A 13,406-nucleotide genomic window follows, 5' to 3' on the forward strand; every position below is an offset into this window, starting at 1 on the left:
AGAACAGAAAAGGATAGCATGTATGAACTGTCCGCAAAAAATGACCGACTGATATGGTTCAGCGTGAGGGCAGAATTTTGCGTAAAGGCAACGAAAACAAGGAGGTGTTTATTTATCGTTATATTGCCGAGGGTAGCTTTGATTCATATTCTTGGCAAATACTTGAAACTAAGCAGAATTTCATATCACAATTTTTGAGCGGAAGCACATATCAAAGGTGCATCGCAGATCTTGAGGAAAGTGTTTTAACTTATGCCGAAGTTAAGGCATTGGCACTTTCAAATCCATTGATGAAAGAAAAGGCAGAAAAAGAAAACGAACTTAAAAATCTGCTTATTCTCAGTGCAAAGAATAATGAATATGAGTGGTCTCTCAAGGAAGAATATAAAGAATTAAAAGACGCTATTGAAAGACAAAAAATTCGCCTTTCCAACTCAAAATACAATGCACAATATATACAGGAAATCAGTAACACAATTTTAGCGAAACTCAAAGAATTTAAAAATTCCTTCACTCCTGAATTTATTAATTCAAAATCCGATAATATTAATATAGATTTTTTCAATTTCAGTATTTATCCACCATATAATCAAGATAAAAAGAAACCGTATTTATTTATTGAAAGGCTTGAAACAAAATATATTTTATATGTTGGGGAAAGCGCTTCGGGCAATGCAAGAAGACTCAAAAATTTCTTTTCAACATTTGATTTGCAGATCAAAAAAGACAAAGAAGCATTGCTAAATCTTGAAAAACGAAAATTTGATATTGAAAATCACGAAAGCAAATCCCAATACAAAGAGCAAATTAAAAAATGTAGAGATGAGCTTGCAGAAATTGAAAAGCAACTTTCTTTATACTAAATCGTTGCCGTGAAAATTATCTGGATATTAAAACTCCTTTGTGGTATTGTGTGGTACTGCAAAGGAGTTGATTATTTATGACAACACTACAAGATTTATGGTATGGGAATATTAGACCAAACGAAGATAAAGTTATTAGTGACGAGGAGAAAAGATTGGTTGAGTTGATTGCACGGCATCACGAAACATTATCTTCTTCCCTCAAGAATGATGAGTTAGTTGTGTTTGAAAAATATGTTGATTGTTTTACCGAATACGCTTCATTGATTGAGGCTCAGGCATTTGAAATCGGTTTCAAATTAGCACTCAAACTAATGAAAGAATAGGAGAACATCATGTGTAAGATTATTGAATCTTATAGACACGCAGAGCTTATCTCTGTTGAAAAAATATCGGATAAAAATTATCGTGATTGGAGATGGCGTGAGTGTTTCCTTTTCCTAGAAGGTCAGTTGTATATTTTAGAAAGTAAAGATATAAGACAAGGAGAATGCTTCATATATTTCAATCTTAGAGATGGTTATCTAAGAACAAATTTCGGAACATATATAATCGAAGATAACATAATCACAATGACAACCAAAAACAGCGTTTACAAATTCAAGATTTACCATTGATAACAAAATAGGATTGACCCAAACAGTAAAAAATGCAGTCGAAAATCGGCTGCATTACTTTTTGTTTATAAACCTATTCATTTTTGGAAATCGGAAGATAGATTTCAATATATCTTTCTTCTTTATTAATCATAGTCCAGTTAGTTACATAAAGCTGATTGCGTTCATCATCTAATTTGTATCCGCTATTTAACAGCCATTCATTATCAACAAGTGTATGATAATATACATCCTTTAACTGTTCTGTAGGATACTTGCATTTTTCGGTTGTTACCTTTGCGAATAAACCGCCGTCGAAATGTACTTTTTCACATCCGGCTGGAGTATTGTCGCATTTTGTGCAGATGCAGTGAACATACTGAAAATCATCAATCTTTTTATAAACTTCATACCAGATGTGGTCATCTGTCATTATATCGTTTTGCTCTTTTCTTGATGCTTCCCACGCGTCGTCATCATTATCCCATCGAATATCAATATCTGTATTCATATTGCCGGGAGCGATAGTTTTGTAGCCTGTAAAATCTTGACTGCCTAACTTAACAATTTCAAATTTCATTTTGCTTCCTCCGTTTACTTTGATTTCAAGTGTGATTTTGTTAAATAGGTTAAAATTTGTTTTACCCTTTTTGACCTTGTTAGGATTGATGCCGTGGAATTCTTTAAAAGCTCTTGAAAAGCCTTCACTGCTGTCATATCCGTACTTCAAAGCAATATCAAGTACAGAGCTTTTATTGTTGATTAGTTCAAAAGCGGCAAGCGTCAGTCTGCGATTTCTGATATATTCTCCGACTGTATATCCTGTGATGCTCAAAAAAGTTTTCTGAAACTGATTGATATTCATTGAAGTAACGAACTGTAAATTATCATATTTTATTTCTTCCATTAAGTTACTTTCAATATAATCAATACCATTTTGCAAGTTGTCAACTTGATTCATATTCATCCTCCTTTCAACACTATTTTAGTAAACGGAGAGTAATTTTTCTTGATATTTAAAATTTATTTTTATCGGTTATATATTCCAAGAGGTTTAGTTGTTATCCTATGAAATATTTCGTTAATCTTATCATACTCACAGGCAATTGCATAAATTAATCTATGCCGAATGCTTTGCGATAAGTTCCTTTAATAATTTTGAGAAACTAATATCCTTCTTCATCGGCAAAGTCTTTACCTTTGCTGTATGCTTGATAGTTTGGAGTTTGTTCCTTGATTTCAGAGATGAGCTTGTCACCGTCGTAATTTCCGTTTTTGTAATCAGCGATTTTTGGTTCAAACATTTCAACCCAGTTATAATAATCATAAAAGAAATCGTAGCTGTCAAGTTTACTTCTTGTGCAGTACATTTCAATTCTGTGCTTTTCTTTGTGGTACAAATCAAGCACAGGATCGTTCTTAATATTTCTATGGTAAGTCAGCTTGGCTCCAAGCACCTTGCAGGTCTTACCTTTAATGTTCACCCTGTCACAGTACAGGGTGACTTTTTTCGTTTTAGGAACAAAATATTTGTCGCAGTACTTACACTGTGCAATCATTGGATTTGAAATTACATAGTTGTAAAAAAGTGCATTGTAGTAATCGGCAATAGAATCAAGCAACAAATATTCTTTTGATGCCTTGTCCTTGTATTCAAATATGGTTTGCAGATTTAGGTTTAACTCCCGGTCGTACATAGCAACATTTTTTCTGTCTTCATTGATTAGCTGTATATGTGATAGGTGCGTTAAATCCTTTTTGAAATTAAATTGCATATAGATTATGGTTTCGATTTCATACCAAACCTTATCCATATCATCAATATTGATTTGACCTTGAGTTTGTTCTTCCAATCTTTGAATTAAGCATAACAGAATTGCAGAAATAGGATGTGAATATTTCTTAATTTCTTTCACTATCCTTTTTGCCTCAACAAAGAATTGTCTGTAAGTGAAGAAGTCGGAATTGTTTTGCTTAACCTTGTTATAAAACTTTGAAAGTCTCTTTCTGCCCTGTGATATAAACGACAAATCTGCTTCAAGCATTTTGAATATTTCGTTATTAACCGTTGACTCATAATAATGCTCAAAGCAACCGTCCTTTGTTTCTTCGTAATAGTATAACTCTATTTCTTTTCCATTGTGAACATAGAGCCTTGCCGGCTCTAACATATAGTAGTTAATCGGATTCAAGCAATCACTTCCTTGTGATGGATTAAAAATTGAAAAATCGTAATTATCAATCCCTCACGCAAAAAGTTGAGGGGTACGGTTCAATTCTGCTACCATAATATCACAAGGAGGTGGTACAGGCAATAATAATACATCAATAGTACAGAAAATGTATCTGTGGCAAGGAGGTGAAAAAATGAATCGTAAAGAAGGTAATTATTTTCGTGTTCCAAATGATATATTCGGCAGTGGAATTGAAAAGAGAGCATTCGTTGTTTACTGCTACCTGTCAAGGTGCTCGGATATGAAAACAAGGCAATGCTATCCATCACTTAAAACAATAGCAAAGGCTTGCAACTTATCTGTCACAACAGTAAGACGAGCATTGGCTGATTTGGAAAACGGTGGCTGGATTGATATAGCCCAAAGGTTCACAGACAACGGTCAGGAATCAAACCTATACACAGTGCTAAATATTTAGGCTACCCCAGTGGTCAAAAGTAGCAACAAACAATTAAAAACCCTTTCAAAAAACTTAATACGAATACGACAAGGTAATCGGCTAACACACAAAAATCAATTGTGAGCAATTTGTGAGAGCGATTTGAGAGGTTAAAAGACAACTTAATAACGGCGATATGCTGACGATTTTGGAGTGAAATCAGCCTCAAAAAATAGGGTGGATTTTTAAGCAGGATAAAGCAGTGTGCTTAAAAGCACCCTGCGAATCACATCGGACCGGCAGTGCCGACCGAAAAAGTCAGTGTTTTAAGTGGGTTTGAGAGTTAGTGCAGGCTAAAATCCTTGGTGTCTTTCAGTGTTACGAAAATGACGGTTTGATGAAAAATTGATGTCTTTAATATGGTAACACCCCATATTATAGACTTTTCGGGAGGTCTAATGTTGGTGTAATAAGAAATAGGAGGTAAAAATGAGCAATGAAAATAAGCAAAGAGTTGCTCTGTATCTGGATAAAGAGTTAGTCCGAAACGCAGACATAATCAAAACTAAATACGGTTACAAATCACGCAATGATTTCTACGCCAAAGCAATAGAAGCATTTATCGCAAATAAAATTATCGAAAGCAATGACAATGCCATTTGCGAAATACTTGCCAAAGCGATTGAAAAGAGCAGTGAAAAAAGCAAGGGTGCTATTGCACAAGGCTTGTTCAGATATGCAGTTCAATTGGAAATGCTGATGAGAATGTATGCTGAAGATACACAGCACTCTCCAAATGAGATTCGTGCAATAGAGCGTGAGGCAATCAATAATGTTCAGCGAAAGCGTGGCAAGGTTAATCTTGAAGAAATCATTGCAGGATACTACAACGACTATAACGGTTAGGAGGAAAAATTGAATAAGATACATTTCAATGCAAGGTTAAGCGAAAGCACTATGGAAATCATTGATAAGTATTATCAATTTGATAATTACAATTCCAAATCGGAATTCATTGAAGAAGCCATAAAGCATTATGATTCTTATCTTAACGCAGAGGCATCTACTGAATTTCTTGAAGCGGTAATTGATGATGCAGTAAAAAATAATATGGAAGCCATAGCAAATCGTATCGGAACTGTACTGTTCAAGCAGGCAGTTGAGATTGATATGATGATGCATGTTACTGCTGCTACCAATGAAATTGACGAAGGAACGCTGAGCAAGTTAAGAGGAGAGTGTGTTCAGGAGGTTAAATCTTCACTCGGTCGAATTAGCTTTGACAGTGCAGTAAGAATTCAAAAAGGATAATAAAAAGTCCCGGTTGGTTGAGAGCCAGCCGGGCAGAAAGGAAATTTTATGAAAAGAATTTATTATGAAAAATTTGAAACGGAGGTGATGTTTTAACCTAACAAACTTGCATTGGTGATAATATTGGATTTCAATATTAAGAATGTACCAAGTGAAGTTTGGGAATCTATCGCCGAGTTGATTTATCCGCAGGTTGTAGAGTATTTTGAAAACGAAGAAAATCAAAACAAATATGAGCTTTGGTTAAAGCAACAAAGCGATAAATGAGAAAAGGCAAGAGCGTAAAAACTCTTGCCTAATTTATTATCTTGCGTAAAGGTGACTTATGCAAAAAGAAAATCCGAACCCATCGCCTAAAAACGTGAAGTTCGGATTTATCCAATATGGCTCCCCCTGTTGGACTTGAACCAACGACAACTCGGTTAACAGCCGAGTGCTCTACCGACTGAGCTAAGGAGGAATGTCTTTCTTTCTCTCTCGAGTGCTCACATATAATATCACTTTACAAAAGAGATGTCAAGACCTTTTTTATATTTTTTTGAATTTTTTTATCTGCTAATATCTTATGTATACATTCATTTCATTCTCGCCGCGGTTGCCCCATTTGCAGTACGGAATCAGTATTATTTCCTGTTCATCCTCTGCGGGTTTAATGAAGTCAAAATACAGCTCATCATTCTGTCTTTGGCGAAATCCCTTTGCCTTGACTGTACCGCTTTTACTGTCGTAAATCGGCTGGGTATCTGCGTCTATTCTAAGCATTTGCAAATCAGCCCCGTTGTCAATCTCCTCGACACAGTATACAAACGGACCTCGGCACACCGAAAGCTTTCCTACATTTTCTCTCACAAGATTTGAACAGCCTACAAGTCTGACAGACATATTGAAATGAGCATTAACGGTGACTTCGTTTGATACATCAAAATATGCGTAGCCGTTGGCTATTCTTGCTTTTTTGTCAAACGAATAGTCCTTGCACCAAGCGGGAATTCTTAATGCAACGGTGGTTTCTTTTTTGGGTGATATTGTGATGCTAACCTTTCCGTTTTCGGTATATTTTGAATTAACGACAACGGTTGCGTTATTTGCACGGTATTCGCCGCCGATATATTGATGTATATATATAATGTTATTATTTTCGGTTATACAGTATTCTCCTATTGATGACAGAAGCCTTGCAAGATTCGGCGGACAGCAGGCACAGCCAAACCATTTTTGACGTTCTGTTTTTACGTGACGCTTTCTGCTATCGCATTTGCTTGCCTTAGGCAAAACCTCAAGCGGATTAACATAGAAAAATCTGTCGCCGTCCTCGTTCATTCCTGCAAGCACCGTATTGTACAATGCACGCTCAATAGTATCGCCTATTTGTGAGTTCGGTGAGATTTTCAGCATCCTCATTCCGAAAAATATTAATCCTATGGAGGCACAGGTTTCGCAATACGCTAAGTCGTTCGGTAGGTCATAATCAAAGGAAAATGCTTCGCCGTCAACCGTGGAGCCAATGCCTCCGGTAATGTACATCTTTTTTTGCGTGATGCTTTGCCATATCTTTTGGCATGCCGAATAAAGCTCATCATCTTTAAGCAGTCTTGCAGCATCTGCCATACCGCTGTAAAGGTAAACCCCTCTTACAGCGTGCCCCACTGCATCCTTTTGTTCCTTTACGGGAAGGTGAGCCTGATTGTATACATAGCCGTTGCCGTCGGTTTTTATGCCTTGTTCAATGTCAAAATAGTATGGCTTTGTGCCACGTTCGTTGATGAAAAATTCTGCTGTGTCAAGATATTGCCTTTTGCCTGAGGCCTCATAAAGCTTTATCAGTGCCATCTCTGCAATTTCGTGACCGGGGTATCCTCGTTTTGCGTTGCTGTTAAAGGTTGAACATATTAAATCCGCAAAGAGCATTGCACATTCAAGAAGCCTGCGGTTGCAGGTTGCCTCATAGAAAGCAACGCCCGCCTCTGCCAAATGGCCAAAGCAGTAAAGGTCGTGATAATCGTGAAGATTGGTGAAAATATTTTTGGGATTATTGATGGTATACAAGGTGTCCAAATAACCGTTTGGCTCCTGCGCAGAGCAAATCAAATCAATAACCTCGCAGGCATTTTTATACAGCGTATCATCCCATTTATTAGTTAAGGAATAAGCAACTGCCTCAAGCCATTTGTAGGCATCCGAGTCTTGAAAAACCCAGCCGTGAAAAGCATTTTCGTTTGCGTTATTGTCATCGTAATGCCATTTGTCAGTAGGGTATACAGGCAGAGACTCTCCGTTTTTTCTTGCTTCAACAGCCCTTGATGCTTTTTTGAAATTCTCTATACAATAGCTTTTTTCTGCATTTTCAATTCGGTCGTTAAGCGCTTCGTATTGATAGGGAATAACGCTTTGCGAGATTTTATTTTGGATATTGCTCCAAAAGCCGTCGTCAATTTTTATGTTTTTTAATTTGACCTGATTTGAATATTGTTTTGTGTCCATATAATCACCGAGATTATTATAGTACATACCGCATACTTGTTCAACATTTTTACGAGCCTTGTTTACACTTTGTTCGCTTGACATTATCGGATAATGTTGATATTATTATATAATAAGCATTAATATATGTGGAGTGAAATTAATGAAAGATTTGGATTGTCTGTGTGCAGGCTGCTGGAATGAGCTCACCGAGGGTGCGGTTTGTGCCGAATGCGGCTTTGATAATGATACACAAAACGAAACAATTAATCTTGGTATAAAAACAGTTTTGGACGGTAGGTATGTTATCGGTAAGGTCGAAAAGGTAGAGAGCGATTCTGTTACCTATTCGGGCTACGACGGACAGCTTGACAGGCCTATTATTATCAGGGAGTTTTTCCCAAAGGGAATAGCAAACAGGTTTGATGACAGCGATGAGGTGCATGTTCGTCAAAAATATATTAATGAATATGCAAGGTACAAAAAGTCGTTTTACAACCTTTGGACCACTATGCAAAAGCTCCATAATCTGTCTGCTGTTGTTCCGGTTTACGATATGGTTGAGGCAAACGGCACATACTATGCAATTATTGAAAGCACCGAGTCTATTCCTCTAAGAGAATATCTTTTAAGAAATGAGGAAGGCTATATTCTTTGGGATACGGCAAGGCTTATGTTTATGCCCGTTCTTACTACTATTGAGGCACTTCACTCAAACGGTATTGTTCACGGCTCAATTACTCCGGACAACCTCGTGCTGTGCAGGGACGGCAAGGTGCATTTGGCTCCGTTTCCTATTACAGAGGCAAGCGACAAGGCAACTGTTCTTGAGTTTACGGAAAACGAGGGATACACTGCACTTGAGCAGTATGATAATAAGCACAGAATTTGTGCCGCAACTGATATTTACAGCTTTTCTGCCTGCATATACAGGGCTTTGGTAGGCACAAATCCACCGTCTGCCTTGTCTCGCGAGGCTAACGATAAGCTTATGATTCCCAATACTATTGCCGAAAAAATCCCCATGCATGTAATAAAGGCTCTTGTAGGCGGCTTGCAAATTTATCCGGAAAAGAGAGTTAAAACCGTTGACAGCTTCAGAGAGCTTCTTGATGCGGCTCCTGCTGTTAAGGCAAAGGCTGCCGTTGAGCAGGAGGATATTTATCAGGAGGGCGCAACAGGCGGTTATCCGGAATATAACGAAAGTAATGGTGAAAAGAAGCGTAAGGCAGTTGTTATCATTTTAGTTATTTTGATTGTAGCCGCAGTTGCCGCAGCGGTTTATGTTGTGCAGTTCTCCGGCTTGGTTGACAAAAAGGAAACAACAACCGCCGTGTCACAGATTAAAACCTATCAGGTGCCGAACTTTATCAACAACGGCTACACACAAAGCGATATAGAAAACAACGGCGCTTGGAACGAGCAGTTTAACTTTACCTTCCAGGGTGAGTATTCGGCAGATACCGAGGAGGGAATTATCTTTAAGCAGAATGTTGCTCCGGGTGAAACCGTTGACCAGGGCACAGAAATAATTCTTACCGTGTCAAAGGGTATTCAAACCCAGGCAGTTCCCGATGTCAGAGGGCTTGCTCTTGAGGAGGCAACAAAGCAGCTTGAGGAGCTTGGCTTTAAGGTTAGCACGGTTGAGGTTTACAACGACGGCACACATATTGAAAATACCGTTAAAAATTCCGATGCAAGCGCTCCCGCAGTAGGCAGTCTTGCCGCAGTAGGCGAGGAGGTTATTCTTCAGGTTTACGGCGCTCCGGAAACAACAACTGCCCCGACTGCTGTTGTTACAGAATAATATTGCTGTTTTACTCCCCTTAATACAAGGGGAGTTTTTGTATTTAATAAACGGTTTTTATTTATATAGTCTATTATTTTCAAAAAAATTTGACAAGCAGGCTGATTTTTGCTATAACATTAAACGGTTACAAAAAGGTTACAAAAATTACAGATTTGTAAAGGAGACATTGTTATTAGTAGATTATCAGTAAAAATCGTTGCTTCGGTAATGTCTGCTGTGTTTATATTGGGCGCTTCATTTACTGCTTATGCAGGCTCAATTCATCAGGATTACACAGGAGCAAAGGCGGTCGCTGCTTCAGAGCCGTTATATGTACAAAGCACCTTTGATATGATACGCTCACAAAACGAAAACAGCTTTTTTGTTGAAGCATATGATGTTAAGGAAAGCTCGGTAAGGCTAAGGTGGAACGGCGACAGGGTTTATTTGGGCTACAATATTTTTGTTTACAATCCTGTTACTCATCAGTTTGATGAGTATGCAACCACAAATAAAACCGATGTTGTAATTAATAATTTGCAAAACGACACATCCTATGACTTTATGATTACCTCCTGCGTAAATGATGTTATGCTTGGTATGGTGCATGTTGATACCGCATCGCTAAAGCCCGTGCTGCGTGTAAAGGATTCCTCGTCGAACGGTGTTGCTCTTAAGGTAAGCAATACCTACGATGATTCAAGGGTTGAAATTTACAGAAGCGAGGACGGTAAAAAATTCAGGAAAATAGCCACCGTTACCGACGGTAAATATTTTGACAGGGATGTTGAACAAAAGGAGTTTTATCGCTATAAGGCGGTTATGCACTTTGAAAACGGCAAAACCGAAAGCGATATTGTTGAGGCAAATGTTCCCGAAAAAATGGGGCTTCCAAAGGTGTCGGGTGCAACAAAAACATATGCATATTACACAGCCGTAACGGCAAAGGGCTCGCCTCAGTATGCCTTGCTTAATTCACCCGAATGCCATACAGATGAAAAAACAGGCATACGAATGATAGGGGATTATTATTGCGTTGCGCTCGGCTCGTACTACGGCAGCCGTATAGGTACAAGATACCGCATAACATTCTCGACAGGAAAATCTATCAAGGTTATTTTGTGCGACCAAAAGGCTAACAGGCACACCGACAGCAAGCATCAGTATGCCCGCAGAAACTGCGATGTTATGGAATTTTATGTGGAAAAGTCAAAAATTCCCGACGGCGTTCGCGGAAACTACGGCAATCTTGAGCAGTTTAAGGGTGACATTGTCGGCATAGAAAGATACAGCCTGTAATAATTTTAGTTGAGGGTGTATAGTATTATCAGAGGTGTTTGATATGTTTGAACAAATTGAATTCAGTCAAGTAAAGGAAAATGTTGTTGATTTGATTGCAAGGCAATGGGCATTGGTTACCGCAGGCGACGAAAAAGCCTGCAACACAATGACAGTATCATGGGGTGCTGTCGGCGAGCTTTGGGGTGTTGATACCGCAACAGTTTATATCCGCCCTCAAAGGTATACAGAGCAGTTTATTGACAGCAATGACTATTTTACCGTTTGCTTTTTCCCGGAAGAGCTCAAGCAACAAATTCACGGTGTGTGCGGCTCCAAGAGCGGCAGAGATACAGATAAAATTGCCGAGGCAGGCATCACTCCTGTCTATGATGAAAATGCACCGTATTTTGAGCAGGCAAAGCTTGTGCTTGTTTGCAGAAAGATGGCAAAGGGCAAATTTGAGCCTGCACAGCTCTGTGATAAAGGCATTGCGGATAAGTGGTATCCGGAAAACGATTATCACAATATTTACTATGGCGCAATAGAAAAGGTGCTTATCAAAAAATAGATATTGATTTATTACAAATAATATTGTATAATAGACAAACAGAGGTGCTTTTACACCTTCTGCGTAGCGTATGGGCCCTGTGCGACAGGAAGCTACGAACCTTGTCAGGCGGGGAACCGAGCAGCAATAAGTGGATTATTCTGTGTGCCTCAGACAAGTCTGTACGTTACGCTGAGGGCGTAAAAGCATTTATTCATTTTGAGCGAGGTAAAGGGATATGTATCAGGTGCTTTATCGAAAATACAGGCCAAGGGTTTTCTCCGATGTTTACGGACAGGACCATGTTACCTCTACGCTTAAAAATGAAATTCAAAACGGCAGAGTATCACACGCGTATTTGTTTACAGGCTCTCGCGGTACAGGCAAAACTACCTGCGCAAAGATTTTGGCAAAGGCTGTAAACTGTGAGCATAATGTTAACGGCGAGCCGTGTAACGAGTGTGAGGTGTGCAAAGGGATTGATAACGGCTCAATCTATGATGTTGTAGAGATAGATGCTGCTTCAAACAACGGTGTTGACAACATTCGTGAGCTCAGGGATGAAACAAATTACGCTCCAAGCCGAGGAAAATATAGGGTATATATAATTGACGAGGTGCACATGCTCTCAACAGGGGCATTCAATGCATTGCTCAAAACCCTGGAGGAGCCACCCGCTCACGTAATATTTATACTTGCCACAACAGAGGTGCACAAGCTGCCTGCTACAATTTTGTCACGCTGCCAAAGGTTTGATTTCAAGCGTATTCAACCTGAAACAATGGCGGTAAGACTAAAGGAGGTTGCAGGCATTGAGGGACTTGAGCTTGATGATGACGCCGCAATTCTTATTGCAAGAATTGCAGACGGTGCATTGCGTGACGGCTTGTCTGTTCTTGACCAATGTGCAGGCAGAAGCAAAAGCATTACGGCATCACTTGTTTCCGAGGTTGCAGGGCTTGCAGGCAGAGAGGCAATGTACAAGCTTTCCGACTGCGTAGCTAACAGAGACAGCAATTCGGCAATGTCAATCATCAGCGACCTATACCAAAACAGCTTTGATATGGAACGCCTATGTGTAGAAATGATTAATCATTTTCGCAACCTGCTTGTTGCAAAAACCGTGCGCAAAAGCAGAGAGCTCATTATCTGCACGGATGATGAATACAATACAATAATAGAGGCATCAAAGGGATTTAGCGTTGAAAGCATTGTTTTTGCACTTGATTTGCTTCAGTCAACTCTTGTAAAAATCAAGGGCGGTGCCACCGCAAGAATAGAAATGGAAATGGTGTTCATTAAGCTTTGTGAGCCAAAAATGGAGGAGAGTATTGCTTCTCTGCTTGACAGAATTTCAAGGCTTGAGAATGCTGTTAAGGGCGGTACGGTTGTACAGGTAACCCCGACAGCTCCCGCAAAAATTGAGGTTAGCGAGCCAACTCCTGTTCAGCCTCAGGCAACGCAGGAGATTACAGAGCCGGTGGTTGATGAATTGCCGTCGGAGCCTGATGTAAAGCAAGAGCCGGTGGCAGAGGAGCCACCGCTTGACGAACCGCCTCGGCAGGAGGCAGAGGAGCCACAGCCTGCTCCCCGGCAGACGGCACCTGCACCAAGCTCAAACGAAACTGTCGAGTTTATGCAATGGGGAGAATTTATGGATGTTCTGCACAGAACAAACATTCCTCTTTTCGGGGTGCTCAACGGCTCAAAGGGATATGTCAGAGGCGAGTATTTTCTGCTTGACAGCCCAAATCCTGCAGTTAGAGATTTTATAAAGCTTCCTATTCATTCAAAATCAATTAAGAGTGCCTTGCTTGAGGTGACGGGTACAAATTACAAGCTTGGCCTGTTCAAGCGTACGTCGGAGCAATCTGCACCAAAAAGAGATCCGCTTGAGGATTTAATCAATCAGGCATCGGGCTCAATAAATATTGAATACAAATAAT

At 39.4% G+C, this 13,406-nt stretch carries 14 protein-coding genes, 1 tRNA gene and 1 other RNA gene; 12 read left to right on the top strand and 4 right to left on the bottom strand.

The genetic code is table 11. From position 1 onward, the window contains the following. Window positions 1–194: 194 nt before the first annotated feature. The 3 genes from Q0P34_RS02690 to Q0P34_RS02700 all read left to right on the top strand — a co-directional run bounded on the left by Q0P34_RS02690 (window position 195) and on the right by Q0P34_RS02700 (window position 1,480). A complete protein-coding gene (locus Q0P34_RS02690) occupies window positions 195–863 on the top strand; it encodes a hypothetical protein (RefSeq protein WP_294952484.1) in 669 nt (222 codons plus the stop codon). Window positions 864–940: 77 nt separating this feature from the next. Then, on the top strand, window positions 941–1,189 hold the full coding sequence (locus Q0P34_RS02695) for a DUF6809 family protein (protein WP_294952487.1): 249 nt from the start codon (window positions 941–943) through the stop codon (window positions 1,187–1,189). A gap of 9 nt (window positions 1,190–1,198) precedes the next feature. After that, the gene (locus tag Q0P34_RS02700) at window positions 1,199–1,480 is read left to right on the top strand and encodes a hypothetical protein (protein ID WP_294952490.1); all 282 of its coding nucleotides are present in this window, start codon (window positions 1,199–1,201) and stop codon (window positions 1,478–1,480) included. A 73-nt stretch (window positions 1,481–1,553) separates the two neighbouring features. On the opposite strand, the gene Q0P34_RS02705 is transcribed toward Q0P34_RS02700, so the two are convergent. Both Q0P34_RS02705 and Q0P34_RS02710 read right to left on the bottom strand, forming a co-directional pair. Beyond that, window positions 1,554–2,420, bottom strand: a complete 867-nt coding sequence (locus Q0P34_RS02705; protein WP_294952493.1) for an AraC family transcriptional regulator — start codon at window positions 2,418–2,420, stop codon at window positions 1,554–1,556. A 205-nt stretch (window positions 2,421–2,625) separates the two neighbouring features. Further along, on the bottom strand, window positions 2,626–3,651 hold the full coding sequence (locus Q0P34_RS02710; RefSeq protein ID WP_294952496.1) for a DUF6076 domain-containing protein: 1,026 nt from the start codon (window positions 3,649–3,651) through the stop codon (window positions 2,626–2,628). A 175-nt stretch (window positions 3,652–3,826) separates the two neighbouring features. On the opposite strand from Q0P34_RS02710, the gene Q0P34_RS02715 reads away from it, so the two are divergent. The 4 genes from Q0P34_RS02715 (at window position 3,827) to Q0P34_RS02730 (ending at window position 5,650) form a co-directional block, all read left to right on the top strand. Continuing rightward, window positions 3,827–4,111 carry a helix-turn-helix domain-containing protein gene (locus tag Q0P34_RS02715; RefSeq protein WP_294952528.1) on the top strand — a complete coding sequence of 95 codons (285 nt, stop codon included), beginning with the start codon at window positions 3,827–3,829 and terminating at the stop codon, window positions 4,109–4,111. 450 nt (window positions 4,112–4,561) lie between these two features. Further along, window positions 4,562–4,978: a hypothetical protein gene (locus tag Q0P34_RS02720; RefSeq protein WP_294952531.1), complete on the top strand. Its 417-nt coding sequence runs from the start codon at window positions 4,562–4,564 to the stop codon at window positions 4,976–4,978. A 9-nt stretch (window positions 4,979–4,987) separates the two neighbouring features. Then, window positions 4,988–5,383: a hypothetical protein gene (locus tag Q0P34_RS02725; RefSeq protein WP_294952534.1), complete on the top strand. Its 396-nt coding sequence runs from the start codon at window positions 4,988–4,990 to the stop codon at window positions 5,381–5,383. Window positions 5,384–5,506: 123 nt separating this feature from the next. Continuing rightward, window positions 5,507–5,650 (top strand): hypothetical protein, encoded by a 144-nt coding sequence (locus Q0P34_RS02730; RefSeq protein ID WP_294952537.1) that lies wholly within the window; start codon window positions 5,507–5,509, stop codon window positions 5,648–5,650. Window positions 5,651–5,767: 117 nt separating this feature from the next. Here Q0P34_RS02730 and Q0P34_RS02735 read toward each other — a convergent pair. Both Q0P34_RS02735 and Q0P34_RS02740 read right to left on the bottom strand, forming a co-directional pair. Then, window positions 5,768–5,843 (bottom strand) — tRNA-Asn (locus tag Q0P34_RS02735). A gap of 95 nt (window positions 5,844–5,938) precedes the next feature. Continuing rightward, on the bottom strand, window positions 5,939–7,948 hold the full coding sequence (locus Q0P34_RS02740; protein WP_294952539.1) for a beta-L-arabinofuranosidase domain-containing protein: 2,010 nt from the start codon (window positions 7,946–7,948) through the stop codon (window positions 5,939–5,941). A gap of 58 nt (window positions 7,949–8,006) precedes the next feature. Between Q0P34_RS02740 and Q0P34_RS02745 the strand changes: the two genes are divergently transcribed. From Q0P34_RS02745 to dnaX, 5 genes are all read left to right on the top strand, one after another. Beyond that, window positions 8,007–9,650: a PASTA domain-containing protein gene (locus Q0P34_RS02745; RefSeq protein ID WP_294952542.1), complete on the top strand. Its 1,644-nt coding sequence runs from the start codon at window positions 8,007–8,009 to the stop codon at window positions 9,648–9,650. A gap of 219 nt (window positions 9,651–9,869) precedes the next feature. Next, window positions 9,870–10,931 (top strand): fibronectin type III domain-containing protein, encoded by a 1,062-nt coding sequence (locus Q0P34_RS02750; protein WP_294952545.1) that lies wholly within the window; start codon window positions 9,870–9,872, stop codon window positions 10,929–10,931. Window positions 10,932–10,974: 43 nt separating this feature from the next. Beyond that, on the top strand, window positions 10,975–11,481 hold the full coding sequence (locus Q0P34_RS02755) for a flavin reductase (RefSeq protein WP_294952548.1): 507 nt from the start codon (window positions 10,975–10,977) through the stop codon (window positions 11,479–11,481). A 68-nt stretch (window positions 11,482–11,549) separates the two neighbouring features. Next, window positions 11,550–11,649, top strand: an RNA gene (gene ffs / locus Q0P34_RS02760) — signal recognition particle sRNA small type. Window positions 11,650–11,698: 49 nt separating this feature from the next. Continuing rightward, on the top strand, window positions 11,699–13,405 hold the full coding sequence (gene dnaX, locus Q0P34_RS02765) for a DNA polymerase III subunit gamma/tau (protein WP_294952551.1): 1,707 nt from the start codon (window positions 11,699–11,701) through the stop codon (window positions 13,403–13,405). The last annotated feature ends 1 nt before the right edge of the window (window position 13,406 follow it).

Origin of the sequence: uncultured Eubacterium sp. (assembly GCF_945980375.1) — a bacterium.
In the GTDB taxonomy this organism is placed as follows: domain Bacteria; phylum Bacillota; class Clostridia; order Oscillospirales; family Acutalibacteraceae; genus Eubacterium_R.